The following is a 25,168-nucleotide window of genomic DNA, read 5'->3' as shown; positions in this document are numbered from 1 at the left end:
TATACTAATATTTATTATAACACAGTGTAGCTTTTTTTTGCGTGAGGGATAGAAGCTGTCCGCCGCAGCGGAGCGGATAGCCCGACAGCAATAAAAAAAGGGGCCGACTAAGCGATTGCATAGTTGGCCCCTTTTTTTATTGGTGGCACGCCCAGATTATTATTGACGTAAATATTATGATTTTGGCAACGGAGCTCCAACGGCGATATCGCAACGATGTCCGGGTTTTCCGTGCGCTGGATTTATTCCGTCTGCTACTGCTTCTTCGGTACTTAATAAAGCCGGAACTGCATTGTTTGCTGGTGGTGTTACCGTAAAACTTTGCGATGTTGTCCCGCTTTGTGATGTATTTGCAACAGGTTGGCTCGTTGTTGGAGAATTTAGTGGTGCTCCAACCGGAATATCGCATCTGTGCCCCGGTTGTCCGTGCGACGGATTCATTCCTTTACCTACTTTAACCGGTGCAGCAGTTGTTGTAGTTACTACATTTTGCTGTCCTGGGTTTACTTGTACTGTTTGTGTAGGTTGTACTGTTGCGGCTTGACCTTGTGTGGGAGCTGAGTTTAATGGTGCACCAACGGCAATATCACAACGATGTCCAGGTTGTCCATGCGCAGGATTGATTCCTGTAGCTTCTCCCATTACAGTATTTGCATTTCCTGCCGGCATTTGTACAACTGACTTTGTTTTTGCTGTGTCTTTTGCCAAGCCTAATTTTACCAACTCAGATGTTGGTGTACTTGCCTGCGGTTCTAATTCTTTCTTACAAGACGTTAAAAATAAAGAAGTTACAAATATAGCGGTGATAAGTATTTTTGAATTCATAATGTGTGATTTTTAGAGCACTCAAATATACTAAATCATATTGGACCATATAGTGATGTAAGATAATTTAAGATTTGTGCGAAAAAATATTGCCCACGGATTTTAAGGATCCAACGGATTATTGCTGATTGTTTTTAAACACATTTTCTAAAATGAACTTATATCGCTTATATGGTAAAAGAACTTTGCGAGATTAATTTTTGTTTATTTTCAACGAATTAAAATCCGTTGCTACAAAATGATCCGTTCCTCCGGAACTCTTGAAATGAGCCTTCGGCTTGATTTATAGTGTAGGGATATCGCGAAGATTGGTTTTAATACGTCTAATTTATCAATCATTTGAATCTTTTTAATCTGTGGTCTTAAAATAAAAACCTTTGTCCCTGTGAATTAATTTTTGCTAACTTTAAATCCAAAACAAAACCTCTCATGAAAAAATCAATTTTACTTTTATTATTCGTTGTCACTTTTGCAAATGCACAAACCTCAGAAAAAGAGAAAGTCAATCAAACCATCGATGCCTGGCATAAAGCGGCGGCTGATGTAAAATTTGATACTTACTTTGATTTAATGGCCAGCGATGCCATTTTTATTGGTACTGATGCTACCGAAAACTGGAATAAAAAAGACTTTAAAGTTTGGGCAAAACCTTTTTTTGACAAAGGGAAAACCTGGAATTTTACGGCTCTTGAACGTCATATCTTTTTTGACAAAACAGGAAAAATTGCGTGGTTTGATGAATTACTAAATACTCAAATGAAAATTTGTCGCGGTTCCGGTGTTTTAGTTAAAGTGGGGAAAGAATGGAAAATTCAGCATTATGTTTTATCAATGACAGTTCCTAACGAAGAGGTTGATGCTGCTACCAAAATAAAAGCTCCGCTTGAAGACGTTTTGATTTCGAAGCTTCAAAAAAAATAAACATTTTTGAACTTTCTTATTATAATCCTAACTTTTCTAGCGCTTTACAGAACTTAATACCAAATTAATTATAATACAATTGACAATATTACCCATACTTTAGAAGTTCAAACTAAGATACTCTCAAAAAAAAGGATCAAATATTATAAAATTAACTAAAATAAAAGCCACACCTCTATTTTATTAGCCCTAAAAATCAAAATCTTTATTTTTTTTTAACTTTGACCCCAAAAAAAATAGGGTTAAATAAAGTATTTGAAAAATGAAAATAGAAAGACGCTGGATCATTTCCTTTATTATTATAAGTATTGTTTGTGTTACCGGTGCATTTTGGCCAACTGTTACTCAAAATAGTTACGTATTATCTGAATTTGGTACTACGGATCATATTGTCCCTGCGGATGTTGCCTGGATGTTAACCTCTTGTTGTCTGGTTTTGATCATGACACCGGGATTATCATTTTTCTATGGCGGAATGGTGGGTAGAAAAAATGTGATTTCGACCATGCTACAAAGTTTTATTTGTTTGGGTGTTGTAACGCTTTTATGGGTTGTAGTAGGTTTTAGTTTAGCATTTGGTGATCCTGTAGGTTTTGGTTCCGGAAAACACTTTTATAGCTTTTTTGGTAATCCTACCACTTTTGCTTTTATGGATTATGTGGGTGTTTTGCCGCATAAAAAATTAGCAAGTACGATTCCGTTTATGTTGTTTGCGTTGTTTCAGATGAAATTTGCGATTATTGCTCCGGCAATTATTACAGGTTCATTTGCAGAGCGCGTTCGTTTTATATCGTATTTACTATTCATTAGTTTGTTTACCATTTTTATTTATGCGCCCTTGTGCCATTCGGTTTGGTATCCTACAGGAATTTTAGGAAGCTATTTTGGCGTAAAAGATTTCGCCGGAGGAACTGTCGTTCACATGAGTTCCGGATTTGCTGCTCTTGCGGGAGTTATAGTTTTAGGAAAAAGAAAAAATAGTGCTCATATCCCAACCAATATTCCGTTTGTATTATTAGGAACCGGAATGTTATGGTTTGGATGGTTTGGTTTTAACGCTGGTTCTGCTCTTGCTGCCAATGGTACAGCCGCAATGGCATTTGCAACAACCACAACATCATCAGCGGCAGCAATGCTTACCTGGGTTTTCTTTGATCGAATGAACGGAAGAAAAGTTTCGGCACTTGGTGCCTGTATCGGCGCTGTAGTAGGCTTAGTGGCGATAACTCCTGCCGCAGGATTTGTATCAGTTCCTGAAAGTATGTTTTTTGGATTTATTACCGCTTTAGTATCAAACTCAGTAGTAAACTGTCGTTTCTCTAAAAGGTTCGATGATACTCTTGACGTTTTTGCCTGTCACGGTGTTGGCGGAATCATGGGAATGATTCTAACAGCGATTTTTGCTCATGGCGAAGATGCAAGTTTACTGCACGGAGGCTGGAACGTATTTGGGCACCACATGATGGCGCTGGTTTTGGTTTCGATCTTTACTTTCTTTGGGGCTTATTTCTTGTTTAAAGTAACCAACTTTATAATACCGCTTCGTGTTTCTGAAGAAAACGAACATATTGGTCTGGATTTGTCTCAACATGATGAAACGCTTGATCCTAAATTAAAACCTATTACTGAGGCGCATTACGGGTAATTTTTTTGCCACAGATTACACGGATTCTCCAGATTAAAAAAAAATCATTGTAATCATTAAAATCTGTGGCAAAAGACAAAAAAAGTAGCCACGTATTGCACTAATTTGCACTAATTTTTTTTCGATTATAACGCTTATTTAATTCGTGAGAATTAGTGGAATTGCTTCGCCTGTTCGCTATCGTTCGAGTCGTGGCGAAAAACTTAACCGGTGTAGTCCCTACCGGACATTTTTCTGGTGTGTATCATTGTAATTTTCTACCTATATTTAACTCCTAACGGAGTATTTAAAAAATCTTTTTAATCTGTGAATCCCCATAGCTATCGGGAGTGGCAAAAAAATTAGTGCCAATTCGTGGAATTTGTGGCAAAAGCAAAATATCCGCTAAAATTCGTGGCAAAAAAACTTTAAACCTAATTGCGCTATTTTCATTCGTTTATATTCCTTAATTTTGCTGAAAATTTTTGTAAAAGTGGGAAGTAAAAATAAACTAAAAAGATTCAGAGAAAACGAAACATTTCAAAACGTTTTTCAACCAACCAGAGAAGAAGTTGTAGGCGATTTAATGCCTTTGAAAGGAAAATGGAACTCTGATTTCTTTAAAAATGATAATCCATTAGTTTTAGAATTAGGATGTGGAAAAGGAGAATACTCTGTTGGATTAGCAGAAAGATACCCTGACAAAAATTTTATAGGAATAGATATTAAAGGCGCTCGTTTCTGGAGAGGTGCAAAAACTGCTGTAGAAAACGGACTTCATAATGTTGCTTTTATTCGTACTCAAATCGAATTGATCAACCATATTTTTAATGAGAATGAAGTGGATGAAATCTGGATTACTTTTCCGGATCCGCAAATTAAATACAAAAGAACAAAACACAGAATGACAAATTCTGAGTTTTTGAAATTGTATAAAAAAATCCTTAAAAAAGACGGTGTTGTAAATCTTAAAACCGATAGCGAATTTATGCACGGTTACACTCTTGGACTGCTTCACGGTGAAGGACATGAGGTTTTGTATGCCAATCATAACGTATATACAAACGAAGGAAGTCCTGAGGAAGTTACCGCTTTTCAGACTTTTTATGAGAAACAATATTTAGAAATTAATAAGGCAATTACGTATATTCGCTTTAAAATTAAAGACTAATTTAATTTTAAAAACAAACTTTTCAAACCCATCAAAATAACTGAATGGCATTACTTACCCCATTACTTTCAGGTTTTCTTGCCGCTTTCATTGGGATTATTCCGCCAGGTTTAATCAACATGACGGCAGCCAAAGTAAATCTAAAAGAAGGAAAAAAGAATGCTTTGTGGTTTGTTGCCGGTGCCGTTTTGGTGATCTTTTTTCAGGTTTCCTTAGCCGTTTTATTTGCTCAGGTCATCGATAATCGCCCGGATGTTGTAACCTTGTTGCGTGAAGTTGGTTTTGCGATTTTCTCTATCTTAACGATTTACTTTTTGTTTATCGCCAAAGAGCCAAAAGCCAAGAAATCGAAGATTAAAAAGAGCAGCAAAAAAAGCCGTTTCTTTTTAGGAATGTTACTTTCTGCCCTGAATTTTTTTCCTATTCCGTATTACGTTGTCGTAAGTGTTACGCTGGCTTCTTACCACCTTTTTGCATTCGAAAACAACATTATTTTTACTTTTGTATTCGGATCTGTATTAGGCTCCTTTGCTGCTTTATACAGCTATATTGGTTTTTTTGGAAGAATAGAAAAGAAAACCGATTATATCATGCGAAACATGAATACTATTATTGGTAGTATTACGGGACTAATTGCCATTGCAACACTTTTTAATATTTTGAGTTACTATTTCGGGTAAAAAACATACGCCACAAATTAAAATAATTCTTTAAAATTGGTTTCACGCAGATTCTGCGTAAAACTTAAACTTTACAAACCAAAGTAAAATCATTTTAATCTGTGAATCCCGATAGCTATCGGGAGTGGCAAAAAAAATATAACTCTATGGGTGAAGATAATTTTTTTGAAAGAGTTTATACGATTGCCAGACAAATTCCGTACGGAAAAGTAACTTCTTATGGCGCTATTGCAAAGGCTTTAGGAACGGCTCGTTCTGCAAGAATGGTTGGCTGGGCAATGAACGCGTGTCATAACATGGAAGATATTCCTGCACACAGAGTCGTAAACAGAAAAGGATTACTAACCGGAAAACATCATTTTGACGGAACAAATTTAATGCAGCAACTTCTCGAAAGCGAAGGTATTGAAGTTATCGATAATCAAATCATAGATTTCGAAAAGCACTTTTGGACACCTGAAATTTCTACCATATAAGTTCATTTAAAGTACAGTCTTTATTTACTTTGCCATTTAATCTCGTAAAGTCGCAAAGCCGCTAAGTTTTATTTTTTAAGTTTTTCTTTGCGACTCTGCGACTTTGAGCGATTAATACAAACAGCTTTGAGATATTTCCTAGAGCTTAATATGAACTTACATCACTTATATGGTTTAAATTCTAAATCAAACAAATCACAAAGCTGGTTTTATCTTCATAGGTTTGGTAACTTAAATAACCACCATGTGCTTCGATAATATTTTTAGAAAGTGTTAAACCAATTCCTGCACCATCTTTTCTGGTGGTAAAAAATGGTAGAAATACTTTGTCCCTAATCTCAGCATCAATCCCTCTCCCATTATCTGAAATTGTGATAAAAAAGCGATTGTTTTCAGTATAACCGGACAAAAATATTTTCTTTTCCGGCTTTTCTTTCAAGGCATAAATACTATTTGTAATCAGATTAATAATTACTTGCTCCATCTGGTTTTTATCAATCAAAATAGATCTTGAACTATCTATTTCGTTTATCAATTCTATATTTTCAGCTTTCAAAACAGGACTCATAATTCGCATGCAATCTTGCAAAAGTAGGTTTATGGGTGTCATTTGCTTGTTTGGAGTTGGAAGCATGGCTAGTTTTCGATAATTTTCGACAAAAACCTGCAAGTGGTCACTTCGGTTTATTATGGTCGAAATACTACTTTTGATGTCTTCAAAATCATCTTCTTCGAGTTGTTCCTGATCGACAATATGAAGTAAATTTTGCGAAAGTGCTCGAATTGGCGTTAAGGAATTCATTAATTCATGCGAAATAATTTTCATGAGGTTAATCCAGGCTTCTTTTTCTTTTTTCTCAATTACGCGCTGAATACTATCCAATAAAATAATAAAATATTCCTTGTTATATGTTTTGGTGTGTGAGGTTTGCAACACGAAAGTTTGTAAATCCTGTTCTTCGATTTTGATCGAAATTGCCGATTTTAATTCCGTAAAACCTCTATCCTCGATTTCATTGCATAATGATGGTAAGTAATTTTTAAGATACTTCCAATGACTTACTTTGGGCACTTTAAACAATGTCGAGAAACAATCGTTCATTAAAAAAATATTCCAATCCTTATTTTCCTTTTCAAGAATTAGAGTAGCCGTATCAATATTATTTAAAATAGATTGATAAATGAGTTCTTTCGAAGTTTGTTCTTGTTGCTGAACCTTTAGTTTATTATACAAAAGATGTAAATTTTTGAAATTTGCCTTTTTATATTCTTCAGGAAAATTGGTCGAAAAATCACTTTGCAATATCGAAAGCAATGTTTTATCGTAAAATAACAATTGATTTTTGACAAAAAAATACATTTCGAAAAGCATCAAAAAAGCAAAGAATCCAACTAAAACAGCATTGAAGCGAAAGTTTTTGTAGACTAAAAATACGGCAAAGAAAAAAGGCAACATTACAAACAGAAGCCTTATAAACACAGCATTGTAGAATTTCCAGTTTTTCATTATTTTATTTTTTTTCTTGCCACTGATTAAAGGATTAGAAATGATTTCTTTGCCTAATATAGTTCTCTCGCAGATTTTACAGANNTCTGTAAAATCTGCGAGAGACAAATTTTAAGAATCACCTTAATCCTGTAATCTGTGGCAAAACTATTTTTAATTCTTTAAATCGTATTTTTCAATTCTTCTGTACAAAGCGGCTCTCGACAAACCAAGTTCTTCGGCTGCTTTGCTGATATTTCCGTTATGTTTGAGCAATACTTTTTCGATTGCATTTTTTTCCATCTCAGATAGCGGATTTTCATCATTTTCCTGAATTTCTTCAAAGTCCAGAATATCTAAGTTGGTTACCGAAATTGTATTATAATCGGCTAAAATCAAAGCACGTTCTATTTTATTTTCTAATTCCCGAATATTACCTTTCCAGGGATATTTTTCTAAATAAGGAGCTACATTATCCTCAAAATACCAATTTTGTTGGTTGTATTTTTCGGCGATCTTATCCAGAATAAAATGTGCCATTGGTACAATATCATCTTTTCGCTCGCGTAGTGGCGGCAAATAAATTTCCATTGTATTGATGCGATACAGCAAATCTTCCCGAAAGGTTTTATTTTTAACTTCCGCTTTTATATCACTATTTGTTGCTGCAATTATACGAACATTCAAAGGTCTTGCTTTGCTCTCACCCAAACGCGTAACGGTCTTGGTTTGCAAAACATGTAACAATTTAGATTGCAAATGCAACGGAATATTTCCTATCTCGTCCAGAAAAATCGTTCCACCGGATGCTGTTTCAAATCTTCCGGCGGTATCTGTTTTAGCATCTGTAAAAGCACCTCTTGCATAACCAAAAAGCTCACTTTCGAATAAATTATCACTCAAAGAACCTAAATCAACATGTACAAAAGGTTGTTCTTTTCGTTCTGAATTTAAATGAATAAACTCGGCAAAAACATATTTACCGGTTCCGTTTTCGCCTAATATTAAAACATTCGCATCTGTTCTGGCTACTTTTTCAGCAATAGAATACGCTTGTTTTATTTTAAGAGAATTACCCACAAAATAGCTTTTTGTCTGTTTTTCTTCTACTCTTTTTTTACTGTTCTTTCTACTTTCGGTTACAGCTTTATCAATAGTTTCGAGCAGTTTTTCGTTATGCCAGGGTTTCAAAACATAATCAAAAGCACCAATTTTTATGCCTTCGACTGCTGTATCAATTTTACCAAAAGCGGTCATTAAAATTACAACGGTTTGTGGCGATAGTATTTTTATTTCTTTGAGCCAATGAATTCCTTCGCGTCCGTCTTCAAAACCAATTCTATAATTCATGTCTAATAAAACCACATTTATTTCATTTTCATTTAAAATGGAAATGATTTTTTTAGGGCTATTTGTCGTAAAAATGGTTTCAAAATGTTTTTTGAGTATCATTTTTGCCGAAAAAAGAATTTCTTCCTGATCGTCAACAATCAATATTTGAGCTTGTTTTTTTCGCATGATCTGTTTTTTTGTTCGATAACGAACGGTCAACTGTTCATTATCGAACAGTTCTTTTTTGAATGGTTTTTAAAGCTTCTTTAAAATCAATGTTTTACAAATGATAATTTTTATGGCACAGTATTTACCTATTGGTAATCAGTAAATTATTAAAAAAATGGACAAGATAATTCCTCGTAAAAATAGAAAATTTAGATATCTCACAATAGCAATTGGAGTTTTTTTAGTTTTGGCAACAATCGTCTTTCTTTCGTTTAACACCAAAAGAAGCTTAAATGTAAAAGCAGATGAACTAAGCATTCAAAAAGTAGAAAAAGCTTTTTTTGAAGATTTTGTGGTTTTTCAGGCAAAAGTAGAACCTTTGAATGTAATGCTTGTCAATGTTACCGAAGGAGGATCTGTAAAAGAGATTTTTGTAGAAAATGGCGCAATGGTTACCAAAGGACAATCCCTTGCCCGATTGTACAACCCAAATACGGAGCTTAATTACCTGACTCAGGAAACAGCAATTATCGAGCAAATTAACAATTTGAATACCGGAAAACTAAACATTAGAAATCAAGAGTTAAGTTTGAATAAAGATTTGGTTTTAATCGAACATGATTATAATGATGCCAAAAGATTATATGACATGAATGCCCGATTATATGACAAAGAGGTGATTTCTAAAAACGACTGGAATACTTTTAAAGAAAGTCTTCGTTTTCAGGAAGAACGAAAAAGAACGATTCAGCAAAGTATTCAAAAAGAGAAACAAACCAATCAAATTCAGATTTCGCAAATCAACCATTCGATTCAAACGATGGAAAAAAGTTTGGATATTTTGAGAAACAATAAAAAGAATTTTCTGATTACTGCTTCAGAATCTGGTCGATTGACTTCATTTCAGCCTGTTTTAGGAAAAACTTTTCAGGCTGGCGAAAGCATCGGAAAAATTGATTCTAAGCAGGGTTACAAATTAACTGCCGAGGTAGACGAATTTTATCTCGAAAAAGTACGCGAGGGTTTAAAAGGTCAGGTAGAATTTAAAGGCAAAAATCTGGAAGTTTTAGTAACAAAAGTAATCCCGGAAGTAAAAAGCGGACATTTTATAGTAGAACTGGCTTTTGTATCTAAAGAGAATATCACTTTGCAAGACGGACTTAGTTTTGGTGTAAAACTGATTTTATCCGAGAAAAATAAAACACTTGTCGTTCAAAAAGGAAGTTTTAATCAGGAAACGTCAGGAAAATGGATTTTTGTCGTAAAGGGAAATAAAGCCGAAAGAAGAAATATAAAACTAGGTCGAGAAAATCCTTCGTATTATGAAGTTCTCGAAGGTTTAAGAGAAGGTGAATCTGTGATTACTTCGTCCTATACAGATTATAAGGATATAGAGGAATTATCGATTAGTAGTTCGCAGTAAAACAGTTTTCAGTCGCAGTTTTCAGTTTAAAAAAGTTTGCCACAAATTTTCGCGAATTTTCATTCTGATAGTCAAAAAAATTAATTCGTACTAATTTGTGAAATTCGTGGCGAAAAAAAATAAAAGTTTCAATCATCAATCAAAAAAACATAAATCAACAACAATTAAAACCTTGAAAAACTATGATAACAATTCAAAATTTAACCAAAGTTTTTAAAACGGAAGAGGTGGAAACTTCTGCTTTAAGCGGAATTACTTTAGAGATTAAAAAAGGAGATTTCCTGACTATTATGGGTCCTTCTGGTTGTGGAAAATCGACTTTACTAAATATTATTGGGCTTCTGGACAGTGCCAACGATGGGAGTTACAAATTACTGGATCAGGAAATGGTAGGCTTGAAAGAAAAAGGAAGGGCTAATGTTCGCAAAGAAAACATTGGTTTTATTTTCCAGAACTTCAACTTAATCGATGAACTTTCGGTTTATGATAATATCGAATTGCCTTTGCTTTACAACAATGTAAAAGCGTCAGACAGAAAACAAAAGATAGAAGCGATTGCTGAGAAATTGAACATCACACACCGCTTAAAACATTTTCCGCAACAACTTTCGGGCGGGCAACAACAAAGGGTTGCCGTTGCAAGAGCTTTGGTTAATGATCCCAAAATTATTCTTGCCGATGAACCAACGGGAAATCTGGACAGTAAAAACGGTAATGAAGTAATGGAACTGTTAACAGATTTGCACGCTAAAGGAGCGACTATTTTGATGGTTACACACTCTGATTATGATGCTTCGTTTTCGCAAAGAACGATTCACATGAAAGATGGTGTTATATTTTCTGAAAGATTAAATCAGAGAAATGTTGATGTTTTTATGGACGCTAAATAATTTCAAAATGATACAATTTATTGTAACCGCAATCATAATTCTGGTGGGGTTTGTTTGCAAGATATTCGCCATTATATAAAGATTAAACAGGTTTAAAAGCCTGAAAGATCTATTGAAACATATCATTAACGATAAAAAATAAAACATGATTTTTAACTGGTTTAAAATATTTATATATCATTTAAAGCAAAACAAATTGTTTTCGCTTTTGAATGTTCTGGGATTAAGCATTGGTATTGCGGGTGTAATTTTTGCCATTTTATATTGGAACAACGAAAATTCGTATGATCAATGGAATCCTGAAAAAGAAAACGTTTATCAGGTTCTCAACAAACTTGGACCAACTGGTGATATCTGGGCAGCAAATCCAATACCTTTTGGTGTAACGTGCAAAGAAACAATTCCTGAAATTGAATCTATTACTTTGTTTGATGGTTGGTATTATCAAGATGTAATACGATATAAAAATCAAAAATGGATGAGTAAAAAGATTATAGTCGCAGATTATGGTTTTTTTGATGCCTTTCCGTTTCCAATTACAAAAGGAGCCAAAAAGGACATTTTGAAAGAAAAAAACAGTGTTGCAATTTCTGAAGAAACGGCGAAATTAATTTTCAAAAATGAAGACCCTATTGGCAAAATAATCACAAATGATAAAAAGGCTTACGTTGTAAAATCTGTTTATAAAATCATTAAACCTTCTTCTATTGAACCTGATTATGTTTTTGGAGGTCTTTTGGGCGATAATAATGTAAACAGTTGGGGCGATTTCAGTTATACTTTACTGATTAAAACCAAAAAAGGAGCCAACATCGAGACTGTTTTAAAGAAGATGCGACATGTCAATTTTGTCAACAGGGTTTTAAAATATGCAAAAGAAAGCGGACAAACCGTTGAACAGTTTATAAAAGAAAATGGCGAAATCAAGGTTATTCTTGATCGATTAGACCACGTGCGCTTACATGGTACAAAATCTGCCGGTGGTTCGAATTTACCTGAAGGTCCCGGCAATTTGCAACTGCTTTATATCATGGTAGGTTTATCAATTTTGATTTTGACACTTTCTCTGGTAAACTATATTAATTTGGCAACGGCCTCAGCCATAAAACGCGCTAAAGAAGTAGGTGTTCGCAAAGTGGTGGGAGCATCAAAAAAGCAAATTATTACTCAATTTATATTTGAAACTGCTATAATTGTGACTTTAGCAATTCTTTTTGCTTTAGCCATAGTAGAGCTTTCATTGCCTTACTACAACAATTTCCTGAATAAATCTCTGACTATGAATGGCAGTGAATTTTACCTGCAGCTTCTTTTTATATTTGGATTAGTAATCATTCTTGCGGGTATTTTTCCAGCCATTTATATCTCAAACTTCGAGACCTTAAAAGTTTTAAAAGGAAATTTCTCCAGAAGTAAAAGCGGAATATGGATTCGAAATTCAATGCTTATTTTTCAATTTGGTATTGCAGCGTTTTTCATTATTGGCGCCTTGATTGTAAATTCGCAAGTGAATTATATGATGAATAAAGATCTTGGTTTTAGTGGAGATCAAGTGATCAAAATTCCGTTTAAATTTACCGATCGAAATAACAAAACAGCAAAATACCTGACTACAAAACAAGAGATTCTTAAACTATCAGGGGTTGAGGATGTATCTACATTTGCAGGTTCTTTTGGCAACAGTACCAACTCGAGTTCCGGATTTACCTACAACGGTATTTCTGTACAACCCCGAAATGTCGACATGGACTTTGGTTTTCTGGAAATGATGAAAATTAAGATCGTCAAAGGACGGGATTTATCTCCAAAATATGCTTCGGATACTATAAGTAACTGGTTAATAAACGAAACGCTGGCGAAAACACTGGGACTTAAAAACCCCATAAATACTATAATAAGTTCTGGCTGGGGAAATGACAAAGGAAACATGAAATTTAAAGTGGTAGGAGTTGTTAAAGACTTTCATATTACAGGACTTCAAAATAAAGTTCCGCCAATGGTTTTTATAAGTATCAAAACTTTAAAATGGAATAATTTTGAGAATGTGTATGTAAAAGTATCTCCAAATAATCTAACGGGGACTTTAGATAAATTAAAAACATATTGGGAGAAAAACATCAATCAGGATTATCCTTTTGAGTATGAATTTGTCAATAAAAGCTTTGCAAAAACCTACGAAGAGCAGGTAAAACAAAAAGGTTTGTTTTTTATCTTAAATCTTGTGGTAATTATTATAGCCATTTTTGGATTATTTGCATTGGCTTCTTTCTCTATGGAACGACGCTTAAAAGAAATTGCCATCAGAAAAACATTAGGTGCAGAAACGGATGTTTTGCTAAAAGAATTATCCAGACAATATGTAGGTTTCTGCTTTCTGGGATTTGCAATAGGGATTGTTCCTGCGTATATTTTACTGCAAAAATGGCTTGAAGATTTTGCTTTTAGAATCAACATTTCAATTGTTCCGTTTAGCATCGCACTGATTTCTTTATTGACTCTGACTTTAATAATTGTTTTGGCAAAAGCTTATCAGGTAACCAAAATTGATATTCTCAAATATTTAAAATACGAATAAACTTGTAGACCATTTTTTTTAAGAAACCCGACAGATTTTTAGAACCTGTCGGGTTTCTAACTTAATATTTTTACTTTGAAACTACAGCATCTGTATACAGCAACTTATACAATTGCACATCTCTGTCGTAGACATCAGGGTAAAAACCAATTTCTCCGTTATCAGTTACCCAAGCAGTAAAATAACCAATATAGATTGGGATTTTATTTTTAAGCTTACAGGTTGTTTCTTTTTCACCACTCATCGCCTGATCAATTTTAGCAGCAGGCCAATCGGGATCCTCTTTTAAAATAGCGAGAGCCAAACCTTTGGCTTCTTTTACATTAATACATCCGTGGCTAAAAATACGTTTTTCGAATTCAAATAAACTTTTGGATGGTGTGTCGTGCAAATAAATATCATTGGGATTTGGGAACATAAATTTAACCAAACCCAGAGAGTTTTTAGGTCCTGGTTTTTGTCGAACATTCCCCCCGTTCCACTCCATATTATGATCTGCCAGATAGTTTTTATCTTCTGCCATTTTTATTTTTAATTCGTTTTTTATAATACTCTGCGGTACATACCAATAGGGGCTAAACACGATTCTGTCCATGTCACCGCTAAATATTACTGTTTCGGTCATTCTTGTTCCCACAAAAACATCGGACACGAGTTCGTACTTTCCATTTTTTACATAAACCAATTTAAACGACGGTATATTAACCATAATATATTCTTTTGCTTGTGCCAGGTTTGGCGGTATCCATCTGCAACGTTCCATATTCAACATGATGGTTTTAATACGGTTTGCAATTGGCTCATTCATCTGGTTGATGTGTTCTCTGGTCAGTGTGTAATTTAATTTAAGTCCATACCTGTTTTTATATTTTAATATTCCCGCCATCATTTCATCATCATACACATTACTTTTAGAATCTTGTGCTAAATCTCCAACCACGAATAAACGTTCTCGTATTTGTTTTACTGCAACACCGCTATCAAATGGCTTTAGGTCTTTGTACGTTGCACTATCTATTTCTATTTTTTTCCATTGATTGTTTTTTTCAATAGTTCTATATTTTTTCAATACTGCCTTAAGCTTATAGAATTGTCCGTATAAAAGGTTTTCATCCTTGTTTAATCGGTCGGGATCAACCATGAGAGAGTCTAATATCTTTGCATACGAAATATTCTTTGCAGGCAAAAACCAACCAATTTTTTTTAGCGTTGCGGCATCAACACCAGAATAAACATTGCTGGCATAAAACACATACATATTCGACAGCAAAAGCTCTGTATCGATTTGAGGAAGTTTGTTTGATACATTTTCATTAAATACATCATCGACTAAATCCATATAAGGCAAAGTCGCCTTGATACCCTGATCGTTGAGCAAGTGTACTTTATGATATAAAAGTGATCCAAATTCGCTGACGTTTTTATCGTCATACCAGATCAAATTGTATTCTTTCTTTTTATAGAGATCTAAAACATCATTTTGATACTTTTTTAATTTGGGGTATTTCCTGTAAAATTGATTAATGGACTCAAGATTTACAGTAAGTTTAGAAAAAAACCTGTTAGAGATGATATGACTTTCAAACTTCGTTGGTTTATTTATTATTTCGTTTTCTTTAGCAGAAGATTCAGAAGAAAGCAACAGAAAACCAGCGGCAATTATCGCAGATAAAAAGGTAAAATTTCGCATATTTTTAGCTTTAAATTTATTGAGACTAAATTTTATTCAAAAAATACCGAAAACCCATAATTGTCCTAAAAACACGTTTTCACATACTTTTTGAGATAGTAGAAATTAAAAATTCAGGGTTCTCAAATATAACCAAGATTATTGATATTTTGATGATCTTGGTTTAAAAATTTATCTTAAAATTCGTATATTTTGGTCTGCTGTTTGTTTTGATCAGGCTATAGCAAATAGAATATCGGTTCGGTTTCTGTAAAAAGAAGGCAAACAGGAACTATTAGAATCATTTTGGCTAATCCCGATATCAGTAAATACAATCTAAAAAAGGGTTTGAATCCGAACATAATCTGTTATCTTTGCAGTCTGAAATCAGTTTAAATAAACACAATGCTTAAATCGATTTCTGTTAATAGAAAATAGTATATTAAAATGAAATTAGATAGAAAAGAAATTCTTAAAGCTCTAGAAACAATTACTATAGCCGGAGAAGGAAAAAATATGGTTGAAAGTGGCGCGGTTGCTAATGTAATTACTTTTGGCGATGAAGTCGTGGTAGATTTACTTTTGCATACCCCTGCAATGCACATTAAAAAAAGAGCCGAAGATGATATCAAAAAAACAATACTTGAATTGGTATCTCCAGAGGCAAAAGTTAAAGTAAACATTAAAGTTGAGGCTAAGGAAAATCCAAACGAAATAAAAGGGAAAGCTATTCCGGGAATCAAAAATATTATTGCCGTTGCTTCTGGTAAAGGTGGTGTAGGAAAATCTACTGTTACGGCTAATCTTGCTGTAACTCTTGCAAAAATGGGTTTTAATGTTGGTATTCTTGATGCGGATATTTACGGCCCTTCGATGCCAATTATGTTTGATGTCGAAAACGAAAAACCTATTTCGATTAACGTTGACGGAAAATCAAAAATGAAACCGGTTGAAAGTTATGATATCAAAATACTTTCTATTGGATTCTTTACAGCTCCAAGTCAGGCTGTAATCTGGAGAGGTCCAATGGCAGCAAAAGCTTTAAATCAAATGATTTTTGATGCAGATTGGGGAGAACTTGATTTTATGTTAATCGATTTACCTCCGGGAACGGGAGATATTCATCTTTCGATCATGCAATCATTGCCAATTACCGGTGCTGTTGTAGTTAGTACACCCCAGGCTGTGGCTCTTGCCGATGCTAAAAAAGGTGTTGCTATGTTTATGCAGGACAACATCAATGTTCCTGTTTTGGGTATTATAGAAAATATGGCTTATTTTACTCCCGAAGAATTACCTGACAATAAATATTATATCTTTGGACAAGAAGGAGCAAAAAACCTTGCCGAAGATTTAGATGTTCCGTTTTTAGGAGAAGTTCCTATTGTACAGTCTATACGTGAAGCCGGAGATTACGGACGTCCTGCAGCAATGCAAACGGCTTCGACAATCGAAACTGTTTTTGAAGAAATTACCCGAAATGTTGTGCAGGAAGTTGTAAACAGAAATGATAATTTGCCGGCAACAGAAGCTATTAAAATTACAACTATGGCAGGTTGTTCAGCAGTAAAGAAATAATTAGATAATGAGATAATGAGGCAATTCGATAATGCTATTGGGAGAATTTAAAATTTCCTTAAAGCATTATCTAATTCTCTAATTCTCTAATTGACACATTAATATTATGACAACAGAAGAATTAACAAACAACGTATTATTGGCTCTTGACGAAATTAGACCTTTTTTAAATTCTGATGGAGGAGACATTACGTTAATCTCTATAGACGACGACAAACATGTCAAAGTTCGTCTTGAAGGAGCATGCATTAGCTGTAGTGTAAACCAAATGACCCTGAAAGCTGGGGTTGAAACAACAATAAAAAAATATGCACCACAAATAGAAACCGTGGTGAATATAATGTAAGTAAAAGCAAGATTTTTTTGTGCTTTTACGACTTTGTCAATTAACAAGAATAATAGTTCTTTGAGTGGTTTGTTTTGTGAATGTTTAAAAATACACCATAAATAAAGCTACTTATTGCGGATTTAGCAAAAAACAATGTAAAGATTTAAGAGTTTTGGTTAAGGAATTGTTACTTAATTAACTTAAATTTGTCACATAACTCTAAATCTAAAGTTTATGAAGAATTACTACGCTCTATTTATATTGTTGTTTTGTGTTTCTGTAAATTATGCACAACAAACAACGCAAACTCTTGTTGTTAGTAAAGCTTGGTTAAATGAAGCTGAAGAGTGGTCAGATTTTCAATATAGTGGTCAAATTGTATTTTCGACAAATGCAAATGATGAAGAAGGCAGTTTAAGAATTGGCAATTATGATTTCTTGTTCGATTTATGCGACGGAAAGGCTAAATTTGCTAACAAAGCAACTTATAGCGCTGCACAATTTACACATCCCAGAAAAGTATCTGTTACAACAGACAAACAAGGAGTAACAAATTCTACTTACGAAGGCACTTTAGTTTTTCAATCTGATAAAGATTATTATTCAGTAATTGCTTTAGTCACTATATTAGAAAAAAACGGAAATACTCTTGGCGTAAAAATGCGTCTCAAAGAAGGCAACAAAAAAGAATACGCTTTTAGTATTAAAAATAGTTAGCACCAGTAAGGATTTTTTCACGTTATAAAATCCTAACCAGCAACAAAATTCCAAATAATAAAATGGATGTATTAATAAAGATTAAAGATCGAGAAGGAGTTATACACGAGTTACAAGCTCCAACTGATATGGCAATGAATATAATGGAGTTATGCAAAGCATACGAACTACCTGTTGAAGGAACCTGTGGCGGAATGGCCATGTGTGCATCTTGCCAGTGTTATGTTCTTAATGATGTTGCATTGCCGGAAATGGGAGACGAAGAAGAAGCCATGTTATCAGAAGCATTTTACGTAAAATCAAATAGTCGTTTAGGCTGTCAGATTCCAATTACTACCCAACTTGAAGGATTAGAATTAGAATTAGCCCCTGAATATTAAATACAAAAAAAAGCGAGAACTAAAATTCTCGCTTTTTTTATGATTATTCCCTAAGATTCATTTCCTAAATCCCCCGGATCAAAAGGTTCAAATTCTCTTTCTGCAAAGGCTTCTGTCAAAATTCCTGACGAGCACAACCAGGTTATCGTTTCTTCAAGCGTATTTCCTGCTTTATAGATTACCTCACTATTTCTGGGCAAAATAAAATACTCTTGTTTATAAAGAATAATTTCATCTCCATCAAAAGTATCTCCTATCCTTACGGAGTTTAAAACTTCTTCTTTTGTCAAAACATCTTTTCCATCATCCCAGAACCAATATTCGTTTATTCGGCTCTTCCATTCTGCACTGGTAAGTATGATGGTTTCAGGAAGATAAATCCGCACATAGGTTCCGCCAAGGATTCCGCATCCGTATTTTAAAACATATTGTTTATAATCTTCATCAAAAGCAATGTTCAGTGTTTTTTCGCAAGCCAGGATTTCCTCTTTATCAGCTAGAAATAAGTCTGTTGCATTCGTTTTGTAATTGGGGATTATTTTATAGTTATCGAAATTCATTTCCTTTATATTTATACTGGCTAAGATACACTTTTCATCAATCTTTGGCTTTTATTTTAACACATAGAAACATAGGATTTCAAAAATGTACAATAGTCGTTTCACTTTAATTAAAACACTGAAACTCTCCAACAAAAAAACCGCAATTACAGTACTGCAATTACGGTCTTTTCTTTATAACAATTTTCTTTAATCTCTGGATTATACCAAACCTGCCTGAATTAAATATTCTGCAATCTGGATTGTGTTTGTTGCAGCACCTTTACGTAAGTTATCAGCAACGATCCACATGTTTAGTGTGTTTGGCTGGCTTTCGTCACGACGAATTCTTCCAACAAAAACATCATTTTTTCCTTCAGCATATAAGGGCATTGGGTATGTAAATGTATCTAAATTATCCTGAACTACAACTCCATCCGTATGGTGCAAAATTTCACGAACTTCGTTTACATCAAAATCGTTTGTAAACTCGACATTTACCGCTTCGCTATGTCCGCCTACAACTGGTACACGAACTGCAGTTGCTGTAACTCTAATGGTATTATCACCAAGAATTTTTTGAGTCTCACGAACCAATTTCATTTCTTCTTTCGTATATCCATTTTCCTCGAAACTATCGCAATGCGGAATCGCGTTTCTATGAATTGGATATTTATAAGCCATTTCTCCCTGAATTCCAGCGTACTCGTTTTCTAACTGTCTCACTGCTTTTACACCAGTTCCGGTAATCGATTGATAGGTAGAAACAATGATTCTTTTTATGTTGTATTTTTTATGCAACGGAGCCAATGTCAAAACCATTTGAATGGTTGAGCAGTTTGGGTTTGCAATAATTTTATCTTCTTTCGTTAATGTATCTGCATTGATTTCCGGAACGATTAACTTTTTAGTCGGATCCATTCTCCATGCCGAAGAGTTATCAATAACTGTAGTCCCGGCTGCAGCAAATTTTGGCGCCCACTCTAACGAAGTGTCTCCTCCGGCAGAAAAAACAGCAATATCTGCTTTTAAATCAACAGCAGTTTGCAAACCAACAACTTTATATTTTTGACCTTTATATTCAATCTCTTTTCCAACTGATTTCTCTGATGCTACAGGAATTAACTCTGTAACAGGAAAATTTCTTTCGGCTAAAACTTTAAGCATTATCTCGCCAACCATACCAGTGGCACCTACAACGGCTATTCTCATTTTTATATCTTTAGTATGAATTAATCTAATTTACAGTACAAAAGTAGCTATAATAAAAAACAAAACAAGGTGCTTCACAAAAAATAACAAAATGTTACAAAACACACAAAATAAAAAAAACCGTTCCAATTAAGGAACGGTTAAGTTAGACTTAGTGTAGCGGCATTTATTTTTTTAACAGATCTCTAATTTGTATAAGTAGTTCTTCCTGAGTTGGTCCTGCTGGTGCGGGAGGTGCAACATCTTTCTTTTTTGCGTGATTTATACCTTTAATTATTAAAAACAAAACAAAAGCAACAATTACAAAGTTAATCACTGCTGACAGGAACAAACCGTACTTGACACCTCCAAAAGCAGTCAGCTCTTCTATCGTAGACAAATGAGCAGCGTCTAATGCCGGTTTTAAGATTAATGGCGTAATTACATTTTCAATTAATGAGCTTACAATTTTACCAAAAGCAGCTCCAATGATAACACCCACAGCCAAATCGACTACGTTGCCTTTCATTGCAAATTCCTTAAATTCTGAAAATATCCCCATAATTGTTTGTTTTAGTTTATAATTAATTTGATATCGAAAATACGCAATTTTCTGCAAAGTTCAAAAATCTATCTAAAAAATACCCTTTTTACGCGTTGCGAGATGCTGGTCATAATTTCATACGGAATTGTTTTTAAAGCTATTGCCATTTCTATAACGGTTGGAGTTTCTCCAAAAATAATAACCGAATCTCCTTCTTTACAATCAATATGACTTACATCAACCATTAACATATCCATACAAACATTACCAACAATTGGCGCTTTTTGGTTTTTAATGACCACATAACCTACAAGGTTTCCCCATAATCTCGAAATCCCATCGGCATACCCTATTGGTATTGTAGCAATTTTAGTTTCTTTCTCTGCCATAAAACGACGACCGTAACCTACGCTGTCTCCAACAGGAATGGTACGCACCTGCGAGATAATCGATTTTAAAGTTCCAACATTCTCCAGGTATTTTTGTTCCGCCGGATCGTTAGAAACTCCATACAAACCAATACCTAATCGCACCATATTATATTGTGCATCCGGAAAATTACTAATTCCGGAAGTGTTTAAGATATGGCGAATTGGATTTATATTTAATGCCGAAATTAATCGAGACGATAATTCTTCGAACAAATTAATCTGCGAAATCACAAAATCATAATGTTTTACTTCGTCACTTGTTGCCAAATGCGACAAAACACTTTTTACTTTTACAGTTGTATTTCCTTTTAAGGTTTCAATGAGTTCGCCTAATGTATTTTCTTCAAAACCCAAGCGGTGCATCCCTGTATCTAGTTTAATATGTATCGGAAAGTCTTTTAAATCCTTTTCTCTTGCAATTTTCAGAAAAGCTTTTAATCCTTTTACACTATAAATTTCAGGTTCTAAATTGTACTGAATAATCGAAGGAAAACTGGTCGATTCCGGATTCAAAACCATAATTGGCAATTTAATTCCGCCATTTTTAAGCGAGATTCCTTCATCGGCAAAAGCCACTCCCAAATAATCTACTTTATGATGCTCGAGTAATTTTGCGATTTCCAATCCTCCGTTTCCATAACCAAATGCTTTTACCATAACCATCAATTTGACCTTACTTGCCAATTTTGATTTATAATAATTCAGGTTATGACTAATAGAATTCAGGTTGATTTCGAGAATCGTTTCATGCGTTTTTTCTTCAAGTAAAGAAACAATTTCTTCAAACTGAAATGATCTTGCTCCTTTTATCAAAATGGTTTCATTTTCGAAATTCAAATGCTCAATTTGTGCAATAAATTCGGCTTTGTTTTGAAATGTTATACCATTCGAAAATTTAGCTGCAAAGGCAGAAATCGTAGTTCCAATACCAATTACGCGATTTATCTTATTATCCGCAATCAGCTGTGCTACTTTAGAATACAACTCTTCATTTGAAAATCCGCTTTGCACGATATCCGATAGAATAATCGTTTTTGAAGCATTCTTTTTTTGTTGGCTTTCCAGAAAATCCAAAGCAATCTTGAGCGATTCAAAATCAGAACTGTAACTATCATCAATAATACTGCAATTATTGATTCCGTTTTTTACCTCTAAACGCATTTGTACCGGATACAAATTTTGAACCCGATTTTGTATCGTTTCTGAATCATAATTCAAATAAAGCAAAACCAATAAACTTGAAATAGCATTTTCGACAGAAGCCGAATCACTAAATGGAATTTCCAGACTAAAAACCGCTCCTTTATATTGATATTGAATATGGGTTAATTCGCCTTTATTTTCTTTTTTAAGAATAAAAACATTGGCAGAAGTATCTGTAAAACTCCACGAAAAAAGGTTTCTGTTTTTTAATGGATATTGCGCACAAAACAAATTCAGGCTTTGATCTACAAGTATATTTTTTTGGTAGATTATTACTTCTGATTCTTTAAACAACAATAATTTCTCGTTGATTTTTTGCTCCGGACTTTCAAAACCTTCATCATGGGCAGAACCTATATTGGTCAAAACTCCAATGGTTGGTTTAATGATCTTTTCGAGTTTGATCATTTCGTTTACTGTCGAAATTCCGGCTTCAAAAATACCTAAATTGTGTTTCTCATTAATAGCAATTACAGATAACGGAACTCCAACCTGAGAGTTGTAACTTTTAGGGCTTCGAATGATATTATAATCGGGACTCAACAAAAAGTTAAGCCATTCTTTTACGATCGTTTTACCATTGCTTCCGGTTAATCCGATAATAGGAAAATAAAAAAGATTACGATAATAAGCTGCCAGTTCCTGTAAAGCATCTAATGTGTTTTTTACAAGCAAAAAATTGGCTTTCCCAATACAGCTTTCAGGAATATACTGCACAACAAAATTTTGAACACCTGCCGCGATCAATTCGTGAATGTACAAATGAGCATCATTATTAACACCTGACAGGGCAATAAACAAAGTTTCGGAGCCGTTTTGTAACGAACGGCTATCGATTGAAATATGATCAACAAAAATATCATTGTCTGAACCTGTCCATTCGGCATGAAGAACCGGGATAAGGCTTTTTAAGTTTATGCTCATTTAGAAATTCTTTTTGTCAAATTTAAAAAAAGGTTTGCCACGAATTGCACAAATTTTTACTAATTCGTTGTTGTGTTTTTTGCCGCGAATTGCACAAATTTTCGCTAATTCTTTGCGGTTAATTTTTGCTGTGATTTTTTGCCACAGATTAAGAAGATTAAAATGATTTTTAATCTGTGTGTGTTTTTGCCACGAATTGCACAAATTTTCGCTAATTCTTTGCGGTTAATTTTTGCTGTGAATTTTGCTGTGATTTTTTGCCATAGATTAAGAGGATTAAAATGATTTTTAATCTGTATGTGTTTTTGCCACGAATTGCACAAATTTTCGCTAATTCTTTGCGGTTAATTTTTGCTGTGATTTTCTGCCACAGATTAAGAGGATTAAAATTCGTGGTTATTCGTGCAATTCGTGGCAAAATGACATAAATATGGAGAATTTTTTTTATCTATTGTAATGAAAACAGTAATTATTTACAAAATATTCTCTAATTAAAATTCCTAAAAAAATGTGAAATTCATTGCAAAAAACATTATTTCTCTATATTTGTTAAACACCACTAAATACAACGTTTTGAAAAGAATACTCCCTATATTCTCCTATATATTACATCCGATTTTTATCTCGATGTACGCTACTTTATTCTATCTTTTTTGCAAACATGAGGCTTTTACGAATCAGGAAAAATATTATGTTTTATTTCAAATTCTAATCATTACGATTTTAGTTCCTGTGCTCTTTTTTTTATTGCTTCGCTCAACAGGTCATGTAAACTCAGTGATGGTTCACGAAACTTCGCAGCGAAAAATTCCGCTTATTTTACAATGTTTTCTGTATATTTTATTGGTAAAAAGAAGCATTGTCATCACCCGTTATCCGGAGTTGCATTTCTTTTTTCTTGGTGCGTTGTTTAGTACTATTTTGGCTTTGGTTTGTTCTTTGTTTAAAATAAAAGCCAGCCTGCACATGTTGGCAATCAGCGGTTTTACAATTTTTGCGATTGGATTAAATATTCATCTTCAAATGCAAAACCCATATTGGGCCGCATTTTTGATTTTAATGACGGGAGTTGTAGCATCTTCTCGTCTGGAAATGGAAGCTCACACGCCCAAAGAATTACTTATAGGGTTAATAATTGGTGTAATACCGCAGGTCCTGTTTTTATATTTGTGGTTATAAAATGTAAAAGATCAAACCAATATTCATTGCTTTTATGTTCACATTTTCGCCTGTAATGGTTTTAACAGATTTGTCAAACAAGCCATTCAAACCATAATAACAATACACATTCCAGGTGTTATAACCTGCGGAAACATAAACTCCGTATTGAAATTGATTGATATCTTTATTATTAGAGATCTTAAAAGTGTTGTCTCCGTCTTTTAAAATTGATTTGTCTGAGAACACATAACTCAATTTTACACCGCTATAAATCCTCCAAAATTTATAACTTTCATAAGTCGAATTTCTCCATCTAAATTCGATAGGTACATCTACAGAATATTGTTTGTATCTATTTGAGCCAAATTCGCCATAACTATTTACGGCATATAGTAATGCTCCGTCTGCCCCTTTTGAAATCGTAAGATTTTGATAAAAATTTTGGTAGCTCAATCCTAAACCTGCTGCAATTGCAACGGTTCTTGTTTTATTGATGGGCATATCGCGCAAAAAACCCACAGAAACACCTGCCGAGAATTTATCTTGTTTTAAACCTGCAGGCGCCTGCATTAAAAGATTATATGTAACAGAAAAATAAAACTGATCCTCACGATACAGAGAATCGATTTTAACGATAGGTTTTATCTCCGGCTTCACTTCTTGTGCAAAAGAATTGAAAAACGATAGTAAAAACAAACTGCTAAAAAGTAATCTCATATCGTATTTTGGTTTTAAAGAGTTTTTCAAGTAAACGTTTTTTAGTGTAGATTTATTTTACTTACAAATATAATATAATGCTAGCTCAGGTTACAATTACATCGTAATTATTCTCTTTTTGAAGATGAATAAAATCATTTGTTGCACTTTTTTCAATAAATAAACAACAGAATCTAAAAAATGACTCTATTTTACTTTGATCTTTTATACCTTTG

General features: G+C 33.9%; 22 protein-coding genes. 13 read left to right on the top strand and 9 right to left on the bottom strand.

Annotation, left to right across the window (positions count from 1 at the left end):
• Window positions 1-174 precede the first annotated feature (174 nt).
• Complete coding sequence (locus tag B0A64_RS01235) at window positions 175-825, bottom strand: hypothetical protein (protein WP_089477723.1); 651 nt, start codon at window positions 823-825, stop codon at window positions 175-177.
• A gap of 429 nt (window positions 826-1,254) precedes the next feature.
• Here B0A64_RS01235 and B0A64_RS01230 point away from each other — a divergent pair, with 429 nt between their 5' ends.
• The 5 genes from B0A64_RS01230 (at window position 1,255) to B0A64_RS01210 (ending at window position 5,697) form a co-directional block, all read left to right on the top strand.
• Window positions 1,255-1,746, top strand: coding sequence for a nuclear transport factor 2 family protein (locus B0A64_RS01230; protein WP_089477722.1), 492 nt, complete (start codon window positions 1,255-1,257; stop codon window positions 1,744-1,746).
• A gap of 262 nt (window positions 1,747-2,008) precedes the next feature.
• Complete coding sequence (locus B0A64_RS01225; RefSeq protein WP_089477721.1) at window positions 2,009-3,391, top strand: ammonium transporter; 1,383 nt, start codon at window positions 2,009-2,011, stop codon at window positions 3,389-3,391.
• Between the two features lie 472 nt (window positions 3,392-3,863).
• Complete coding sequence (gene trmB, locus B0A64_RS01220; RefSeq protein WP_041516806.1) at window positions 3,864-4,541, top strand: tRNA (guanosine(46)-N7)-methyltransferase TrmB; 678 nt, start codon at window positions 3,864-3,866, stop codon at window positions 4,539-4,541.
• Between the two features lie 44 nt (window positions 4,542-4,585).
• Window positions 4,586-5,221, top strand: a complete 636-nt coding sequence (locus tag B0A64_RS01215; RefSeq protein ID WP_089477720.1) for a LysE family transporter — start codon at window positions 4,586-4,588, stop codon at window positions 5,219-5,221.
• 146 nt (window positions 5,222-5,367) lie between these two features.
• Window positions 5,368-5,697 (top strand): MGMT family protein, encoded by a 330-nt coding sequence (locus B0A64_RS01210; RefSeq protein ID WP_089477931.1) that lies wholly within the window; start codon window positions 5,368-5,370, stop codon window positions 5,695-5,697.
• A 181-nt stretch (window positions 5,698-5,878) separates the two neighbouring features.
• On the opposite strand, the gene B0A64_RS01205 is transcribed toward B0A64_RS01210, so the two are convergent.
• Complete coding sequence (locus tag B0A64_RS01205) at window positions 5,879-7,204, bottom strand: sensor histidine kinase (RefSeq protein ID WP_089477930.1); 1,326 nt, start codon at window positions 7,202-7,204, stop codon at window positions 5,879-5,881.
• Between the two features lie 153 nt (window positions 7,205-7,357).
• Window positions 7,358-8,701 (bottom strand): sigma-54-dependent transcriptional regulator, encoded by a 1,344-nt coding sequence (locus B0A64_RS01200; protein ID WP_089477719.1) that lies wholly within the window; start codon window positions 8,699-8,701, stop codon window positions 7,358-7,360.
• A 157-nt stretch (window positions 8,702-8,858) separates the two neighbouring features.
• Between B0A64_RS01200 and B0A64_RS01195 the strand changes: the two genes are divergently transcribed.
• The 3 genes from B0A64_RS01195 (at window position 8,859) to B0A64_RS01185 (ending at window position 13,571) form a co-directional block, all read left to right on the top strand.
• Window positions 8,859-10,106, top strand: a complete 1,248-nt coding sequence (locus B0A64_RS01195; protein WP_089477718.1) for an efflux RND transporter periplasmic adaptor subunit — start codon at window positions 8,859-8,861, stop codon at window positions 10,104-10,106.
• A gap of 182 nt (window positions 10,107-10,288) precedes the next feature.
• Window positions 10,289-10,996: an ABC transporter ATP-binding protein gene (locus B0A64_RS01190; RefSeq protein ID WP_089477717.1), complete on the top strand. Its 708-nt coding sequence runs from the start codon at window positions 10,289-10,291 to the stop codon at window positions 10,994-10,996.
• Between the two features lie 145 nt (window positions 10,997-11,141).
• Window positions 11,142-13,571 (top strand): ABC transporter permease, encoded by a 2,430-nt coding sequence (locus B0A64_RS01185; protein ID WP_089477716.1) that lies wholly within the window; start codon window positions 11,142-11,144, stop codon window positions 13,569-13,571.
• 70 nt (window positions 13,572-13,641) lie between these two features.
• On the opposite strand, the gene B0A64_RS01180 is transcribed toward B0A64_RS01185, so the two are convergent.
• Window positions 13,642-15,261, bottom strand: a complete 1,620-nt coding sequence (locus tag B0A64_RS01180; RefSeq protein ID WP_089477715.1) for a L,D-transpeptidase family protein — start codon at window positions 15,259-15,261, stop codon at window positions 13,642-13,644.
• Window positions 15,262-15,687: 426 nt separating this feature from the next.
• Between B0A64_RS01180 and B0A64_RS01175 the strand changes: the two genes are divergently transcribed.
• The 4 genes from B0A64_RS01175 (at window position 15,688) to B0A64_RS01160 (ending at window position 18,243) form a co-directional block, all read left to right on the top strand.
• Window positions 15,688-16,818, top strand: coding sequence for an Mrp/NBP35 family ATP-binding protein (locus B0A64_RS01175; RefSeq protein ID WP_089477714.1), 1,131 nt, complete (start codon window positions 15,688-15,690; stop codon window positions 16,816-16,818).
• Window positions 16,819-16,924: 106 nt separating this feature from the next.
• Window positions 16,925-17,164 (top strand): NifU family protein, encoded by a 240-nt coding sequence (locus B0A64_RS01170; RefSeq protein ID WP_055097397.1) that lies wholly within the window; start codon window positions 16,925-16,927, stop codon window positions 17,162-17,164.
• 216 nt (window positions 17,165-17,380) lie between these two features.
• Window positions 17,381-17,863 (top strand): hypothetical protein, encoded by a 483-nt coding sequence (locus B0A64_RS01165; RefSeq protein ID WP_089477713.1) that lies wholly within the window; start codon window positions 17,381-17,383, stop codon window positions 17,861-17,863.
• Between the two features lie 62 nt (window positions 17,864-17,925).
• Entirely contained in the window at window positions 17,926-18,243 is a 318-nt protein-coding gene (locus B0A64_RS01160) for a 2Fe-2S iron-sulfur cluster-binding family protein (protein ID WP_089477712.1), read from the top strand.
• 50 nt (window positions 18,244-18,293) lie between these two features.
• Here B0A64_RS01160 and B0A64_RS01155 read toward each other — a convergent pair whose 3' ends face one another.
• From B0A64_RS01155 to B0A64_RS01140, 4 genes are all read right to left on the bottom strand, one after another.
• Window positions 18,294-18,803: an SMI1/KNR4 family protein gene (locus B0A64_RS01155; protein ID WP_089477711.1), complete on the bottom strand. Its 510-nt coding sequence runs from the start codon at window positions 18,801-18,803 to the stop codon at window positions 18,294-18,296.
• Between the two features lie 201 nt (window positions 18,804-19,004).
• Window positions 19,005-19,994, bottom strand: coding sequence for an aspartate-semialdehyde dehydrogenase (locus tag B0A64_RS01150; protein WP_089477710.1), 990 nt, complete (start codon window positions 19,992-19,994; stop codon window positions 19,005-19,007).
• Window positions 19,995-20,160: 166 nt separating this feature from the next.
• Window positions 20,161-20,535: a large conductance mechanosensitive channel protein MscL gene (gene mscL, locus B0A64_RS01145; RefSeq protein ID WP_089477709.1), complete on the bottom strand. Its 375-nt coding sequence runs from the start codon at window positions 20,533-20,535 to the stop codon at window positions 20,161-20,163.
• Window positions 20,536-20,603: 68 nt separating this feature from the next.
• The gene (locus tag B0A64_RS01140) at window positions 20,604-23,075 is read right to left on the bottom strand and encodes a bifunctional UDP-N-acetylmuramoyl-tripeptide:D-alanyl-D-alanine ligase/alanine racemase (RefSeq protein ID WP_089477708.1); all 2,472 of its coding nucleotides are present in this window, start codon (window positions 23,073-23,075) and stop codon (window positions 20,604-20,606) included.
• Window positions 23,076-23,648: 573 nt separating this feature from the next.
• Between B0A64_RS01140 and B0A64_RS01125 the strand changes: the two genes are divergently transcribed.
• A complete protein-coding gene (locus B0A64_RS01125) occupies window positions 23,649-24,254 on the top strand; it encodes a hypothetical protein (protein WP_244285322.1) in 606 nt (201 codons plus the stop codon).
• On the opposite strand, the gene B0A64_RS01120 is transcribed toward B0A64_RS01125, so the two are convergent.
• Window positions 24,249-24,983 carry a porin family protein gene (locus B0A64_RS01120; RefSeq protein WP_317044994.1) on the bottom strand — a complete coding sequence of 245 codons (735 nt, stop codon included), beginning with the start codon at window positions 24,981-24,983 and terminating at the stop codon, window positions 24,249-24,251. The genes B0A64_RS01125 and B0A64_RS01120 overlap by 6 nt on opposite strands.
• Between the last annotated feature and the right edge of the window lie 185 nt (window positions 24,984-25,168).

It is taken from the genome of Flavobacterium araucananum (assembly GCF_002222055.1).
Classification (GTDB): Bacteria; Bacteroidota; Bacteroidia; order Flavobacteriales; family Flavobacteriaceae; genus Flavobacterium; species Flavobacterium araucananum.
Note: the sequence above shows the minus strand (reverse complement) of the source record. Positions and strands in the feature narration are given on the sequence as shown.